This is a genomic window from Peribacillus faecalis (genome assembly GCF_014712675.1).
GTDB lineage: Bacteria > Bacillota > Bacilli > Bacillales > DSM-1321 > Bacillus_AD > Bacillus_AD faecalis.
The window spans coordinates 18,702-35,353 of the sequence record NZ_JACXSI010000034.1 but is presented as its reverse complement, the minus strand read 5'-3'; the positions used below and the strand labels follow the sequence as shown (position 1 = coordinate 35,353).

The 16,652-nt window shown below is 39.6% G+C and carries 14 protein-coding genes; all 14 read left to right on the top strand.

The window, feature by feature from the left end:
• Positions 1–246 precede the first annotated feature (246 nt).
• Complete coding sequence (gene yfmF / locus IEO70_RS13595) at positions 247–1,527, top strand: EF-P 5-aminopentanol modification-associated protein YfmF (RefSeq protein WP_190998912.1); 1,281 nt, start codon at positions 247–249, stop codon at positions 1,525–1,527.
• A complete protein-coding gene (gene yfmH / locus IEO70_RS13590; RefSeq protein ID WP_190998911.1) occupies positions 1,527–2,813 on the top strand; it encodes an EF-P 5-aminopentanol modification-associated protein YfmH in 1,287 nt (428 codons plus the stop codon). Before yfmF ends, yfmH begins: the two co-directional genes overlap by 1 nt.
• Before the next feature lie 257 nt (positions 2,814–3,070).
• Positions 3,071–3,796, top strand: a complete 726-nt coding sequence (gene ymfI / locus IEO70_RS13585; RefSeq protein ID WP_190998910.1) for an elongation factor P 5-aminopentanone reductase — start codon at positions 3,071–3,073, stop codon at positions 3,794–3,796.
• Positions 3,797–3,982: 186 nt separating this feature from the next.
• Entirely contained in the window at positions 3,983–4,774 is a 792-nt protein-coding gene (locus tag IEO70_RS13580; protein WP_190998909.1) for a DUF3388 domain-containing protein, read from the top strand.
• Between the two features lie 20 nt (positions 4,775–4,794).
• Positions 4,795–5,703, top strand: coding sequence for a helix-turn-helix domain-containing protein (locus IEO70_RS13575; RefSeq protein WP_190998908.1), 909 nt, complete (start codon positions 4,795–4,797; stop codon positions 5,701–5,703).
• Between the two features lie 192 nt (positions 5,704–5,895).
• Positions 5,896–6,474 carry a CDP-diacylglycerol--glycerol-3-phosphate 3-phosphatidyltransferase gene (pgsA, locus tag IEO70_RS13570; RefSeq protein ID WP_190998907.1) on the top strand — a complete coding sequence of 193 codons (579 nt, stop codon included), beginning with the start codon at positions 5,896–5,898 and terminating at the stop codon, positions 6,472–6,474.
• Between the two features lie 21 nt (positions 6,475–6,495).
• Complete coding sequence (locus tag IEO70_RS13565; RefSeq protein WP_190998906.1) at positions 6,496–7,737, top strand: competence/damage-inducible protein A; 1,242 nt, start codon at positions 6,496–6,498, stop codon at positions 7,735–7,737.
• Positions 7,738–8,002: 265 nt separating this feature from the next.
• Positions 8,003–9,043: a recombinase RecA gene (gene recA / locus IEO70_RS13560; RefSeq protein WP_190998905.1), complete on the top strand. Its 1,041-nt coding sequence runs from the start codon at positions 8,003–8,005 to the stop codon at positions 9,041–9,043.
• Between the two features lie 366 nt (positions 9,044–9,409).
• Positions 9,410–10,972: a ribonuclease Y gene (rny, locus tag IEO70_RS13555; RefSeq protein WP_190998904.1), complete on the top strand. Its 1,563-nt coding sequence runs from the start codon at positions 9,410–9,412 to the stop codon at positions 10,970–10,972.
• Between the two features lie 113 nt (positions 10,973–11,085).
• Positions 11,086–11,883, top strand: coding sequence for a TIGR00282 family metallophosphoesterase (locus tag IEO70_RS13550; RefSeq protein WP_190998903.1), 798 nt, complete (start codon positions 11,086–11,088; stop codon positions 11,881–11,883).
• A gap of 499 nt (positions 11,884–12,382) precedes the next feature.
• The gene (gene spoVS, locus IEO70_RS13545) at positions 12,383–12,643 is read left to right on the top strand and encodes a stage V sporulation protein SpoVS (protein WP_190998902.1); all 261 of its coding nucleotides are present in this window, start codon (positions 12,383–12,385) and stop codon (positions 12,641–12,643) included.
• 71 nt (positions 12,644–12,714) lie between these two features.
• Positions 12,715–13,644: a dipeptidase gene (locus IEO70_RS13540; protein ID WP_190998901.1), complete on the top strand. Its 930-nt coding sequence runs from the start codon at positions 12,715–12,717 to the stop codon at positions 13,642–13,644.
• Between the two features lie 313 nt (positions 13,645–13,957).
• Positions 13,958–15,688, top strand: a complete 1,731-nt coding sequence (locus IEO70_RS13535; protein WP_190998900.1) for a 2-oxoacid:acceptor oxidoreductase subunit alpha — start codon at positions 13,958–13,960, stop codon at positions 15,686–15,688.
• Positions 15,689–15,690: 2 nt separating this feature from the next.
• Positions 15,691–16,557, top strand: a complete 867-nt coding sequence (locus tag IEO70_RS13530; RefSeq protein ID WP_190998899.1) for a 2-oxoacid:ferredoxin oxidoreductase subunit beta — start codon at positions 15,691–15,693, stop codon at positions 16,555–16,557.
• Positions 16,558–16,652: the final 95 nt, after the last annotated feature.

Here is a 16,652-nt window from a genome sequence, read left to right as displayed (position 1 = left end):
GAAACCCATAAGTCGAGTGCTTATGGGTTTTATTTTGGCAAGGAAGTTTAACTCCTAACTATAACCAAATACGAAAAAAGGAGCGGTAACGGTTTTTCTTTACTAATCAGCCGCATATAAGTAATACAGTACAGTAAGGGATTCCTTTGTTTTGAAAACCACTTATGAAAATAATGGTTTAAATACAAGAGGATAAGGTAAAATAAGCTTGATAAGGTTTTACATAACGGCAAGGGAGGCTTATGTATGTCCCAAGAAAATCAAACCATCTTTGAGAAGAATGGCTATAAATTAAACGTCATACCAACTGATAAATATAAAACGAATACAGTTGTTTGGAAAATGAAAGCGCCGCTGTCAGAGGATACAGTGACGCTGCGGGCTCTTTTGCCGTACGTGCTGCAGAGCAACACAAAGAAATATCCGAGCAATACAGCACTAAGAACATATTTAGAGGAACTGTATGGAGCTGGATTATATGGCAGTGCCGGAAAAAAAGGAGAATATCATATTATTACCTTCACACTGGAAGTCGCAAACGAAAAGTTTCTTTCCGGCGGTGAACCATTGCTTGAAAAAGCAATTCAGCTCCTGTCTGAAGTGATTTTTCATCCGAATGTGGAAAATGGAGCTTTTCAGCAAAAGACAGTTGATGAAGAAAAACGTAATCTGAAGCAGCGCATACAATCACTGAATGACGATAAAATGAAGTACGCTTCTACCCGTTTAATTGAAGAAATGTGTAAAGACGAACCTTATGCAATAGAAGTGAATGGCTTTAGCGATCAAGTAGATGCAATTACGCCCGCTATTTTATTCGATTACTTCACACATGCGGTCGAAACAGATGAAATTGACATATTTGTAGTAGGGGACGTTAATCCCCAACGGGTTGACCGTCTATGTTCGCAATACATTCATTTATCGGAAAGAAAACCGCAAGTGCAGCCTTTTGAACGCAACTTCCATGTTGATGCACCGAAGGAAGTAAAGGAAGTTCAAGATATTACACAAGGAAAATTGAATATCGGCTATCGTTCCGGCATTGTATATGGAGATAAGCAATACTACTCGCTGCAAGTGTTTAATGGTATTTTCGGCGGTTTCCCTCATTCAAAATTGTTTCTGGAAGTCAGGGAAAAAAATAGCTTGGCTTATTATGCAGCCTCAAGATTGGAAAGCCATAAAGGGCTAATCATTGTCATGGCCGGCATCCAACAAGAAAATTATCAAAAGACGGTCAATATCATTAAGGAACAAATGGATGCGATGAAAAAAGGTGAATTCTCGGAACAAATTATTTCGCAAACAAAGGCTGTCATAGAAAATCAGCTTCTGGAGACGATTGACCATCCAATCGGTCTTGTAGAAGTGCTTTACCATGATGTCATTGCAGGCAAAACGGTCAGTATACAGCAATGGCTTGATGGAGTGAAGAAGGTGACGAAAGAAGAAATTGTCGATGTAGCAAATCAAGTTGAGCTCGATACAATTTATTTCTTGGCAGGAACGGAGGTGGCACAATAATGGAAGCAGTAACGTATAAGCAAATTGACGAAGTGCTTTATTATGAAAAACAGAAAAATGGACTTGATGTATATATTTTGCCGAAGAAAGGTTTTAATAAATCATTTGCTACCTTTACGACGAAGTATGGCTCTGTCGATAATTGGTTTATCCCGTTAGGTAAACAAGAATATGACCATGTGCCGGATGGCATTGCTCACTTTTTGGAGCATAAAATGTTTGAAAAAGAAGACGGGGATGTATTTCAGCTGTTTTCTAAGCAAGGTGCCTCTGCGAACGCCTTTACTTCATTTACCAGAACAGCCTATTTGTTTTCTTGTACGTCTAATTTTGAGCAAAACTTAACAACGCTGATTGATTTTGTTCAGGAACCGTATTTCACGGAAGCGACAGTAGAGAAAGAAAAAGGGATTATTGGTCAAGAAATCAATATGTATGATGATAATCCGGATTGGCGATTATATTTTGGGACAATCGCAAATATGTTTCATAATCACCCTGTGAAAATTGATATAGCGGGAACAATCGAAAGTATTGATAAAATAACGAAAGATATGTTGTACGAATGTTATAATACATTTTATCATCCGAGCAATATGTTATTATTCATTGTTGGAGCAGTTGATCCTGAGAAGACGATGGAACTAATCAGAAATAATCAAAATAGTAAAACGTACGAAGAAGCATCCGAAATTAAGAGGAAAAATGATACTGAACCGAACGAGGTCGAAAAACAGAAACATGTTATTCATATGAATGTTTCAACTCCGAAAGTGCTGGTCGGTATAAAACCAGAAAATAAGAGCCTTTCAGGCGCTGAATTGCTGAAAAATGAATTAACCGTAAATCTATTGCTCGATATTTTGTTCGGACGCAGCTCGGATATGTATGAGCACTTATATTCAACAGGTTTAATCGACGGTACTTTTTCATATGATTATACAAGAGAAGAGAATTTCGGGTTTGCGATGATTGGCGGCGATTCCGGAAAACCGGATGAATTGGCTGATCAAATCATCAATTATTTACTGGAGAAAAAAGAGCATGATGACATTACGGAAGAAACATTGATGCGGACGAAAAAGAAAAAAATCGGCGGATTCTTGCGTTCATTAAATTCTCCTGAGTATATCGCAAATTCATTTACGCGATATGCATTTTATAAGACGAGCTTGTTTGAAATCGTTCCTGTTTTGGAAAGCATTACATTAGAGGACATCCAGAAGGCTGCGAGCGAGCTGATAAGCAAAGAACGTATGACAGTATGCCAAGTTTTGCCGAAATAAAAAACAAGTGATAGGGCTCTCTAAAAGTCAAATCTTGACTTTCTGGAGGCCCTTACTCTTGTGTGTTTTAAATGGAGGCTCTGTTATCATTTGTTGTTGATTGGAACGGAGGGCGGCGACTACTGTGAGGGAAAGCGTGCAGGCCGATACACCGCAGGAGCGTTAGCGATTGGCGTATGCCCCACGGAAAGCGTCCGCCCGCAGTGGAAATCAACAGTAGCCTTTAACATAGCCTAATGGAAATGAGGATTGAAAGAATGAAAGAGAAATATATATTAATAACTGGCGCCAGTGGAGGAATAGGAAGGGAAACTGCCTTGAAGTTGGCTAAAGAAGGCTATTCTTTATATCTTCATTATTTTCGTAATGAAGAAGCTATCAATACATTAATGGAACAATTGCAGCAGTACGATGGCGAATTTATACCTGTACAATCTGACCTTGCTGCTAAAGACGGGGCAGAAAAACTGAGCAGCCAAATTTTTTCTTTGGACGGCATTGTTTATACGTGCGGTAAATCTTATTACGGATTGATTTACGATATAAACGATGAAATTATCCAAGAATGTATGCAGCTCCATTTAACAAGTTTATTTGTTTTGTCCCAAAAGCTTACAGATAAGCTAATGAAAAAGAATTCTTCAAGTATAGTGGTGATCTCATCTATTTGGGGTGATACTGGTGCCTCCTGTGAAGTATTATACAGCATGGTTAAGGGCGGTCAAAATGCGTTTGTGAAGGGTTTGAGTAAGGAGTTGGCTCCAATGGGTGTCAGAGTCAATGCCGTTTCTCCCGGTGCGGTCGCTACAGAAATGATGAGCAGCTTTAACGCTGAGGAACTTGAAAAAATCGCTGAGGAAATACCTCTTGGCCGATTAGCCGAACCGGAAGAAATTGCTGCAAGCATCAGCTTCTTACTATCTGAGCAGGCGTCCTATATAACGGGTCATATATTGCGTGTAAACGGCGGCTGGTATACTTAATTTTATTTATTTATAGTATAATATGCAGGATATGTCGATATATGTAAAAATATAAAAGTGCGAAATAGTTTAACTATTTATTTTTATTGCGTTTTTCCTTTAATATTAATAGAAAATCATATATTATTAATAGAAGATAATAGATATAGTTGCAGGATTTTGTCAAGAGGGGCAGGGAATCTGAAAATGGATCGCAAAGAGTGGTATTTTGAATATGAAATTCAAAAGAATCGACCTGGCTTATTAGGCGATATCTCCTCATTATTAGGGATGCTTTCTATAAATATCGTAACAATTAACGGCGTGGATGAAGGACGAAGAGGGATGCTTCTGAAAGCGAAGGATTACAAAAATATCGAGCGTCTCGAATCAATTTTATCCACTATGGATACGATAAAAGTAATTAAAATTCGCGAACCTAAACTGCGCGACCGGTTAGCGGTTCGCCACGGACGTTACATACAAAGAGATGCAGATGATAAGAAAACATTTCGTTTTGTTAGAGATGAACTTGGCTTGCTCGTTGACTTTATGGCTGAACTATTTAAAAAGGAAGGTCATAAAATGATCGGCATTCGCGGCATGCCGCGAGTCGGAAAAACAGAATCTATTGTTGCGGCAAGTGTATGCGCGAACAAGCGTTGGCTGTTTGTATCGTCAACATTGTTAAAGCAAACAATCAGAAGTCAATTGATTGAAGATGAATACAATAGCGACAACTTATTCATTATCGATGGTATTGTTTCTACCCGCCGTGCGAATGAAAAGCATTGGCAACTTGTCAGAGAAATTATGAGACTTGACGCAGTAAAGGTAATCGAGCATCCGGATGCATTTGTTCAAAATTCTGAATATACTCTTGATGATTTTGATTATATTATCGAATTGAGAAACAATCCTGATGAAGAGATTACATACGAACTTGCAAACCAGAATCAATTATTTGGCGGATCTGATTTCGGATCCTTTGATTTCTAAAGTATAGAAGGTGTATCGATTTGACAGAATTAGGAAATGTTTTGAAGGCGGCGCGCGAGGCTAATGGCTTAAGCCTTGATGATTTGCAACAATTGACAAAGATTCAAAAGCGCTATTTAGTTGGGATTGAAAATGGCGATTATGGTATGATGCCGGGGAAGTTCTATGTCCGGGCCTTTATCAAGCAATACGCCGAAGCTGTAGGCCTTGACCCAGAATCGCTTTTTGAGCAATATAAAGATGAAGTACCTTCAGTTCGCGAAGAAGAAGTTCCCGAGCAGCTTTCAAGAGTGCAGTCGAAGAAGACGATGTCAGCTCCGCAATCGAAACTGTTAGAGGCTTTGCCTAAAATTTTACTTGTGGCATTTATTTTAGGTATTCTTGTCTTTGGTTATTTGTTCTTCTCTAAAGTGTATTCACCTAAAGAAGAATCAAACAGCAGCAATAGTGGAACTGAAATAAAACTTGAAGAAAACGCAGTTTCACCAAGTCAAAAAGAAACAACAGATGAAAAGTCTGCTGAAGAAGACGAAGCTAAAGAAGAAACTAAAACAGAAGATAAAGATAAAAATAAAGAAGAGGATTCAAAAGCTAAACAAGAAATTGCAGTTGTTGAATCTTCGGGAAAAAATTCAACAATGGAATTGAAAAATGCCGATGAATTCAAATTGAAAATTTTGTCGACAGGTGGTCCTTGGCTTCAAGTAACAGACGACAGCGGGAAAGTATTGTTCAGCGGCGTTTTAAATGAAGGGGAAAGCCAAGAATTTGACTTGACCAACAATAGCTCAGTCGACTTAAATATTGGACTAGCGACAGCAACTGAGCTTTATATTAATGACGAGCCAGTGGAATATCCCATTTCAACGGCTGAAAGAGTAAGTCAGCGTATTAAAATCAATTACACAAAAGCTGATGAGGCTGAATAAGATTTAATCGCTGCCGGTTTTTAACGATGAAGTGAGTATAACCTCCTTTTGACGGTGATAAGCCAATTCTTTTATAAAATCAATTGATTTTATCTGGAATTGGCTTATCACCGTCCTCGGGATATAGCTTTTTATTGTTGGACCGGTGTGAGTACATAATTAGATAGATAGATTTTTTGGAGGTTTTTGGTTTTGAATATACCTAATAAGATTACTGTATCAAGAATTTGTTTAATCCCGATTTTTCTTATTTTTATGCTTGTTGATTTCGGTTGGGGCGTTTTAGAAGTTGGTAACGCAACATTGCCGGTAGAGCATTTAGTCGGAGCTATTATTTTTATTTTCGCATCCGTTACAGACTGGGTAGATGGTTACTATGCGCGAAAATACAATCTTGTGACAAATTTAGGTAAGTTTTTGGATCCGCTAGCAGATAAGCTGTTAGTCAGTGCGGCATTAATCGTTTTAGTTGAATTACAACTGGCTGCTTCATGGATTGTTATCGTCATTATAAGCCGTGAGTTTGCTGTAACAGGATTAAGACTTATTTTGGCTGGCACAGGTGAAGTAGTAGCTGCCAATATGCTTGGTAAAATTAAAACATGGACGCAAATTATTGCGGTATCAGCGTTACTACTGCACAATATTCCATTTGAACTGATCAATTTTGACTTTGCGACAGTTGCATTGTGGATTTCAATGTTCTTTACAATTTGGTCCGGATGGGATTACTTTGCGAAAAATAAAGAGGTTTTCAAAAATTCCAAGTAACTAAATTAGGAGAGAGAAATCATGAATGCGGAGATTATTGCGGTTGGTTCAGAGCTTTTGCTTGGTCAGATTGTTAATAGCAACGCACAATTCTTATCTCAAGAACTAGCTCGAATTGGTGTAAATGTCTACTATCATACAGTTGTCGGCGATAATCCTGAACGACTTGAGCAAGCCCTCGGCATTGCTGAGGGGCGTTCGCAGCTAGTTATATTATCGGGAGGACTTGGTCCGACTAAGGATGATTTGACGAAGGAGACTATTGCCAAGCATTTGCAGACAGAGCTTGTGATGGATGAGGATGCGCTTGCCCATATTGAATCTTACTTTTCTAAAAGAGGAAGAATCTTAACGGAAAACAATCGAAAACAAGCGCTTATTTTAAAAGGAAGCAAAGTTTTGCCGAATGATCACGGCATGGCTCCGGGGATGGTGCTATCGACTTCTGCACATTCTTATATGCTATTGCCCGGTCCTCCAAGTGAAATTAAGCCGATGTTCTCTAAATATGGTATTAGCGCAATTACGGAAAGAATGAATAAGATAGAACGCATTCATTCGAGAGTATTGCGATACTTCGGTATTGGCGAAGCGCAGTTGGAAACTGAAATCGAAGACTTATTAGAGGCACAGTCCAACCCGACAATTGCGCCGCTTGCAAGTGACGGAGAAGTGACGCTGCGCATTACAGCTAAGCATACTTCATCTGCAGAAGCGGAACAGATGATTGACGAAATTGAGAAGCAAATCAATGCCCGAGTCGGTCAATATTGCTATGGCTATAACGATACATCTCTTATGCAAGAATTGGTGAAAGAGCTAAAAGCAAGAAATGTAACTGTATCTGCTGCCGAAAGTTTGACCGGTGGCATGTTCCAGGAGCAATTAACTTCCGTATCCGGTGCGAGCACTGTTTTTAAAGGTGGTATTGTGTCATATTCAAACGAAGCAAAGCAAAACTTGCTTCATGTGAAGGAAGAGACGCTTGCCGGATTTGGAGCTGTCAGCGAACAATGTGCCATTGAAATGGCAGAACAGGTACGCCATTTAATGGGGGCAGACTTTGGTCTGAGTTTTACAGGCGTAGCCGGTCCGGACGAGCTTGAAGGGCATCCGGTCGGCACTGTTTATGTCGGATTCGCAACAAAAGAAGATGGAGCGAAAGCGTACAAGCTTTCACTCGGTAAAAGCAGACAGCAAAATCGTATAAGCAGTGTCAAAAATGGCTGCTCTATTCTATTAAGATATTTAAAACAGCATTAATACAAGGAGAAGCGTTCCATTATGGGGCGCTTTTTCTTTTCTCATTTATTGAATTTTTGAGCGGAAATAGTGGTTAAAGATGTGTTTTTTGTTTGTGTAATCAAGCATTTTTCAGATAAAAAGCGCCGAAAAATAATCGAATAAACGTTCGCTTTTTTTCTTGTCAAAAGAAGAAAAAAGCGTTATAGTAAATATAGTTCTTAAGTAAACAAAAGCAAAGCTTTAATTATATAAATGAAAAAGACAATTAAAAGGGGGAACTCTAGTGAGTGATCGTCAGGCCGCATTAGAAATGGCTTTAAAGCAAATCGAGAAGCAATTTGGTAAAGGTTCCATTATGAAGTTGGGAGAACAAGCGGAACGCAAGATTTCAACTATTCCAAGTGGATCTTTAGCATTGGATGTAGCTTTAGGTGTAGGTGGGTATCCAAGAGGAAGAATTATCGAAGTATATGGACCAGAAAGCTCAGGTAAAACAACTGTAGCGCTTCATGCAATTGCAGAAGTGCAAGCAAGCGGTGGACAAGCTGCGTTCATCGATGCCGAGCATGCACTTGATCCGGATTATGCTCAAAAACTTGGCGTTAATATTGATGAACTATTATTATCTCAGCCGGATACAGGTGAGCAAGCACTTGAGATTGCTGAAGCGTTGGTTCGAAGCGGAGCAATTGATATTATTGTTGTTGACTCAGTTGCGGCACTTGTTCCGAAAGCAGAGATTGAAGGCGATATGGGTGATTCTCACGTTGGTCTTCAAGCACGTTTAATGTCTCAGGCGCTTCGTAAATTATCAGGTGCAATTAATAAATCTAATACAATTGCTATCTTTATTAACCAAATCCGTGAAAAAGTCGGTATTATGTTCGGAAACCCTGAAACAACACCAGGTGGCCGTGCGTTGAAATTCTACTCAACAATCCGTTTAGAAGTGCGCCGTGCTGAGCAAATTAAGCAAGGCAACGAGATTGTCGGGAACAAGACAAAGATTAAAGTCGTTAAGAACAAGGTAGCTCCTCCTTTCCGTGTAGCGGAAGTTGATATTATGTATGGAGAAGGCGTATCACGTGAAGGTGAAATTGTCGATATGGCTTCTGAACTGGATATCATTCAAAAGAGCGGTGCATGGTATTCTTATAATGATGAACGCGTCGGTCAAGGCAGAGAGAATGCGAAGCTATTCCTGAAAGAAAATGATGCGCTTCGTCTGGAAGTTATGCAAAAGATTCGCGATCATTATCATTTAGACGGCGAACATATTGCGCCAAAAGATGAAGATGAGCAATTTGAATTGATGGATGAATAGAACTTTTAAGGGGGTTTCTTGGATGATTTATTCATCTGAGGAACCTCTTTTTTGTACTTTAATTTGTCTATAAAGGTTGTACGAAATAATTTTAAAGACAAGAAATTATTTTCATAAAATGAAATATAAAATGCTAATTAGTGAATAATTAATGGAAAATAAACATAAAGTCTGAAAATTCGAGGCTGTATAAGGACAACCTCTTGACAATGAATTTTTGCAACTATACAATTAAAAATGTATATTTTACATTTTTCCCAATTAGACATTTGTAAAAAGACAAATCGGACTGTATAGATGAATATTATTGTACAAGCCGACATGACACCATTTAAACTAATTTCATAGCAAGGGGAGGTGAAAACGATGGAACCTATTTATATCATCATCTCCATTTTGCTTGCTCTGTTCGTTGGTGCAGTTGTTAGTTATTTTGTATTCAAGTCAATTGAGAAGAACAAAATAGCGGGAGCAAAGAGTGAAGCGGAACGTATTATTGAAGATGGACTTCGAGAAAGCGAAGCTTTGAAGAAGGAAGCTCTATTGGAAGCGAAGGATGAGATTCATGTACTTCGTACTGATGCGGAACGCGACATTCGTGAACGACGATCTGAATTACAAAAACAAGAAAATCGATTATTGCAAAAAGAAGAGAACCTTGATCGAAAAGATGAAACGCTGGATAAACGTGAGTCACTTTTAGAGAAAAGAGATTACTCTCTTAACCAAAGACAACAGCATATTGAAGAGAAGGAAAGCAAAGTGGAGGAAATGGTTCGCTTACAGCAATCAGAGCTTGAGCGCATTTCGAGTTTGACGAAAGAAGAAGCAAGAACCATTATCCTTGAACGTGTAGAAAGCGAGCTTTCGCACGATATTGCAATGATGGTTAAGGAAAACGAAAATCGTGCTAAAGAAGAAGCCGATAAGAAGGCAAAAGAAGTTCTTTCACTTGCTATTCAAAGATGTGCTGCTGATCATGTTGCTGAAACAACAGTTTCAGTAGTAACATTGCCTAATGATGAAATGAAAGGTCGAATTATCGGTAGAGAAGGACGTAATATCCGTACACTGGAGACGTTAACTGGTATTGATTTGATTATAGATGATACACCAGAAGCGGTAATACTATCCGGTTTTGATCCGATAAGACGTGAAACAGCACGCTTAGCGCTTGAGAAGCTTGTGCAAGATGGCCGAATCCATCCGGCGCGCATTGAAGAAATGGTTGATAAAGCAAGACGTGAAGTTGATGAGCATATTCGTGAAATCGGTGAACAAACTACGTTTGAAGTCGGTGTACACGGATTGCATCCTGATTTAATCAAGATTCTTGGCCGTTTGAAGTTCCGTACGAGTTACGGACAAAACGTGCTGAAGCATTCAATGGAAGTTGCTTTTCTTTCCGGTTTGCTAGCTGCTGAGCTTGGAGAAGATGTTACGCTTGCGAAACGAGCAGGCTTGCTCCATGATATCGGTAAAGCAATAGACCATGAGGTAGAAGGAAGTCACGTAGAAATCGGTGTTGAATTAGCTACTAAATATAAAGAACATCCTGTTGTTATAAATAGTATCGCTTCTCACCATGGTGACACAGAACCTACATCAATCATTGCTGTTCTTGTTGCGGCAGCGGATGCATTGTCTGCAGCAAGACCAGGTGCTAGAAGTGAAACGCTTGAAAACTATATTCGACGCTTAGAAAAGCTTGAAGAGATCTCAGAGTCATATGATGGCGTAGAGAAATCCTTTGCAATTCAAGCTGGACGTGAAGTTCGCATTATGGTTAAACCGGAACAAATTGATGATTTAGAGGCCCATCGTCTAGCTCGCGATATTCGAAAACGAATTGAAAAAGAACTAGATTACCCAGGCCATATCAAAGTTACGGTCATAAGAGAAACTCGTGCAGTTGAGTATGCTAAATAAGTAGATGAAAGGTAAGCTCACATATAATGTAGCTTACCTTTTTTACTTTTTGTACAGTATAATAAAGAAATAAGATTTTGAAGTGAATTTGTTTCACAAGAAAGGAAATGAATATGAAATTATTGTTTGTCGGTGATGTTGTTGGTTCACCAGGAAGAGATATGGTGCAGGAATATTTACCGAAATTAAAAGATAGATATAAGCCCCAAATTGTCATCATTAATGGTGAAAATGCCGCGGCAGGGCGTGGCATTACTGAAAAAATCTATCGCCAGTTTTTAGAGTGCGGTGCAAATGCCGTTACGCTAGGTAACCATACATGGGATCATAAAGAGATTTTTGAGTTTATTGAAGATGCCAAAAATCTTGTCAGACCAGCAAACTATCCGGAAGGGACTCCGGGAAAAGGGCTTACATATATACGTTGGAATGCCCTGACAGTGGCTGTTATCAATTTGCAAGGCCGAACATTTATGCCGGCGATTGATTGTCCTTTTACTGTCGCTGAGAAGCTTGTAGAGGAAGCGAGAAAGGTAACGCCGATTATTTTTGTTGATTTCCATGCAGAGGCAACAAGTGAAAAGCAAGCGCTAGGCTGGTTTTTAGACGGCAAAGTTTCGGCTGTTGTAGGAACGCATACGCATGTGCAAACGGCTGATCAGCGAATCTTGCCTAATGGAACGGCTTATTTAACTGATGTCGGCATGACAGGGCCGTATGACGGAATTTTAGGGATGATGAGGGAGCCTATTATCCAAAAGTTCCAAAACAGTCTTCCTGCCCGTTTTACAGTGCCTAAAGATGGCCGTACGCTATTAAGTGCCGTACTTATTGATATTGATGAAAAGACAGGAAAAGCAACAAAGATTGAAACGATTTTAATTAACGAAGATCACCCGTTTTTTGAATAATGATTTTTAGCTGTCCGGTAGTGCGGGCAGCTTTTTTTGCCTGCAAGATACAGGTCAAGGCGACATTACTGTAGGATGGAGCGCCCTTAGTTGTTGCACTATGCTTGCGAATTATTGTTTCTATATCTCTTTTTTCAAAGAAGTGAATACAGGAGGCAGATTCAAAATTGAAAAAGGATCGGTAACGGTTTTTCTAACTTCTTAAGTGAGCATAAATTATTGAACTTGGATAGCTGTCTAACCTTATACCTGCCATGCTCGGTCCTAAGCTGTCTCCCCCAAGAAACCAAAGGCGGGTTTCTTGTGTAATTCATCTTAGTCCTCCCGCATGACTCCTTTTTCATTGAAGTGAATTCAGGAGGCAGATTCAAAATTGAAAAAGGATCGGTAACGGTTTTTCTTTATAGTCATAATAACTCGGATTCGAGAATATAGTAGCAATGGAGATAGTATCATCGCTTAACGATGAAGAAGGAATAACACAAGGAGGAGCTAGGGGATGGAAATATTAAAGGTTTCAGCAAAATCTAATCCTAATTCTGTAGCAGGCGCACTTGCGGGTGTATTGCGCGAAAGAGGAGCGGCCGAAATTCAGGCTATCGGCGCAGGAGCGTTAAATCAAGCCGTAAAGGCAGTAGCAATTGCAAGAGGATTTGTCGCACCTAGTGGAGTGGACTTGATATGTATTCCTGCTTTTACAGATATATTAATTGATAATGAAGAAAGAACAGCGATAAAGTTAATTGTCGAACCACGGTAGAACGATTGGAACGAACAGCCTGTTTGCGATTTTGCAGCAGGTTTTTTTCTGTGAATATGGAGGTGAAAAACATGAAAATTATTGATTTGCATTGTGATGTATTAATGAAAATGTTGCATAATCCAGCAATCTCATTCGCAGATAGTGATTTGTTGTCTGTCAACTACAAACAATTAGAAGGTACAAACAGCAGGCTGCAATATTTCGCTATCTATGTGTCTGAACATATACATCCGAGTATTAGATATGAAGCGGTCTTAAAAATGATCTCGATTTTTTATAGAAATATCCTGTCAATGCCGAAGATGAAGTTAATTCAATCAGTGAAAGATTATCAAAAATTAAGCGATGATGAAATTGGTGCGGTTCTTGCTCTTGAGGGCTGTGACGCAATCCAGGATGATATCGGGAGGCTTGCTACGCTAAAGCAATTAGGGGTTTCTTCTGTTGGGCTGACATGGAATTATGCAAATGTATTTGCTGATGGTTCCCTGGAGTGTCGCAATGCGGGACTTTCGATAAAGGGCAGGCAGTTAGCACAATGGTTGAAACGCCATCGATTAACATTGGATGTTTCGCATTTAAGTGAAGCCGGATTTTGGGATTGCGTACAAATTGGAGGTAAGCTCTTTGCGTCTCATTCAAATTGTCGCTCCATTTGTGATCATCCGAGAAATCTATATGATAATCAAATAACCGAATTAATCAATCATAATGGATTGATTGGTTTGACTTTTGTGCCGAAGTTTGTCACAAAGGATAGACAGGCGACAATCAATCAATTATTGCACCATATTGACCATATCGCGGCTTTGGGGGGGATAGAACATATCGGGTTCGGCTCTGATTTTGACGGCACAGAGGAATATGTCGGCGGTCTACATACATACTCCTGTTATAATGCATTGATTGAGGAGATGATGAAGCATTACACATTTGCTCAAGTAGAAGGTTTTTTATATAAAAACTATGAAAGATTTCTGTTAAACAAACCGAACTAAAATCATATTGCTATTATTTTTCTGAATTTTTAGTTAATATAAAAGGTTTATTGTTGATTTTTTTAGATTATAGGTCTAGAATTGTAAGCATTTAGTACCGTTTAAATAGAAACGTTTTTACGGCAATTGATATGTCGAGCAACTAGCATTGTAATTAGAAATAATAAAATATTGAAAGACAGAATCTTTTGAGTCGTATAAATAGAAAAAATTGTTATAATAAAGTTTGAAGATATCATCTCGTACTCTATTTTTTATACGGGCTAATATTTATTATTTTTCCATTTATGGTGCAACTAAAGGGGTGTAAGCAATGATTAATCAACTTTCATGGAAAGTAGGCGGACAGCAAGGAGAAGGGATTGAAAGCACTGGGGAAATCTTCAGTATAGCGCTTAATCGACTTGGCTATTATTTATATGGATACCGTCACTTCTCATCTCGGATTAAAGGAGGTCATACGAACAATAAGATTCGGGTTAGCACATCTGAAACGCGTTCTGTATCTGATGATTTAGATATACTTGTTGCGTTTGACCAAGAAACAATCGATGTCAATTATAAAGAACTTCATGATAGCGGAATCATTATTGCTGATACAAAATTTAAGCCGCAATGTCCTGAAGACACAAAGGCAGTAATGTATAGTGTTCCTTTCACGGAAATTGCAACGGGGCTTGGCACATCGTTAATGAAAAACATGGTGGCTGTAGGTGCATCTTGTTCTATTTTAGGCATTGATATTGCTGTGTTCAAAGAAGTTGTCGAAGAGATTTTTGGCCGCAAGGGAGAGCAAGTGGTTCAGAAAAACTTGGATGCTATTAAAGCCGGATATGATTATATGGCAGAAGAACTTGGTGACCAAAAGGGAGCTATGCAACTTGAAAAGGGTGATGGGCAGAAACGATTGTTTATGATCGGCAATGATGCGATTGCACTTGGTGCATTGGCAGGCGGGTGCCGATTTATGGCAGCTTATCCTATTACACCGGCTTCTGAAATTATGGAATATTTAATCAAAAAACTTCCTGCTGTCGGGGGAACAGTCATTCAAACTGAAGATGAGATTGCAGCAGTTACGATGGCAATCGGTGCGAACTATGCCGGTGTAAGAGCGCTTACTGCTTCTGCCGGACCTGGTCTCTCTTTGAAAATGGAAGCACTTGGATTATCCGGGATTACTGAAACACCGCTTGTAGTCGTCGATACTCAGCGGGGCGGTCCTTCGACAGGGTTACCGACAAAACAAGAACAATCGGACTTAATGGCGATGATATACGGAACGCACGGTGAAATCCCGAAAATTGTAATGGCTCCTAGTACGGTTGAAGAGGCATTTTATGATACGGCTGAAGCTTTTAATCTAGCAGAAGAATATCAGGTGCCGGTCATTGTTTTAACAGACTTGCAGCTTTCACTTGGCAAGCAGACGGTACAGCCGCTTGAGTTAGGGCGTGTACAAATCCGCCGAGGTAAATTAATCCAAGATGAAATTCCGGAAGCGACAGGCTACTTCAAACGTTATGAAGTGACGGATGATGGAATTTCACCGCGTGTCATCCCGGGTATGAAGAACGGGATTCACCACGTGACGGGTGTTGAGCATGATGAAACAGGAAAACCATCTGAAGCAGCACCAAACCGCATTGCTCAAATGGATAAGCGAATGAGAAAAATTAAAGATATTAAGTTTCCGATGCCGGTCTATAAAAATGCGAAACATGAGGAAGCAGATTTATTGATTGTAGGATTCAACTCTACTCGCGGAGTGATAGAAGAAGGGATGGCTCGACTTGAAGCAGACGGCTTGAAAGTAAATCATGCCCATATGCGTCTTATTCATCCGTTCCCTGTTGAAGAAATGCTGCCGCTCGTGAATTCCGCTAAAAAAGTCGTTGTTATTGAAAACAATGCAACAGGACAATTAGCGAATATTATTAAGATGAATATCGGCCAGGTAAACAAAATTAAGAGCATCTTAAAATATGACGGAAATCCGTTCTTGCCGCATGAAATTCACTCGAAATGCAAGGAGTTGTTCTAATAATGGCTACATTTAAAGATTTTAGAAACGATGTTAAACCGAACTGGTGCCCGGGTTGCGGAGATTTCTCTGTTCAGGCTGCTATTCAGCGTGCGGCTGCAAGTGCCGGCTTACAACCGGATCAATTAGCAATTATTTCAGGTATCGGCTGTTCCGGCCGTATTTCCGGCTACATTAAATCATATGGCTTTCACGGCATCCATGGTCGTTCCTTGCCTATTGCACAAGGAGTTAAAATGGCAAATCGCGATCTGACAGTCATTGCTTCAGGAGGAGACGGAGACGGGTTTGCGATCGGAATGGGGCATACAATCCATGCAATCCGTCGAAATATTGATGTCACATATATCGTTATGGATAACCAAATTTACGGGCTGACAAAAGGACAAACGTCACCGCGTTCTGCTGCGGGCTTCAAGACAAAATCAACTCCGCAAGGATCGATTGAGCCGGCGCTTTCTCCAATGGAAATGGCATTGACTGCAGGGGCGACATTTGTAGCGCAAAGTTTCTCAACAGATCTGAAAGATTTGACGAACATTATTGAAGCCGGCATTAACCATAAAGGTTTTTCATTGATTAATGTGTTCAGCCCGTGTGTCACATATAATAAGATCAATACGTATGATTGGTTTAAAGAAAACTTGACGAAGCTTTCTGAGATAGAAGGTTATGATTCTTCCAGCCGTGAAATGGCTATGCAAACATTAATGAAGCATAATAGTTTAGTAACGGGAATCATTTATCAAGATCAAACACGCCAATCGTATCAAGATTTAGTGAAAGGTTACGCTGAAACACCGCTTGCCTCTGCTAAACTTGAATTAACGCAAGAAAGCTTTGATCAATTAGTTGAGGAATTTAAGTAAGAAAAACCGTTACCGGTCCTTTTTCATTTTTGATTTCACTCATTGATTTCACTTCAATGAAAAAGGGGCCATGCGGCAGGACTAAGACGAACCAT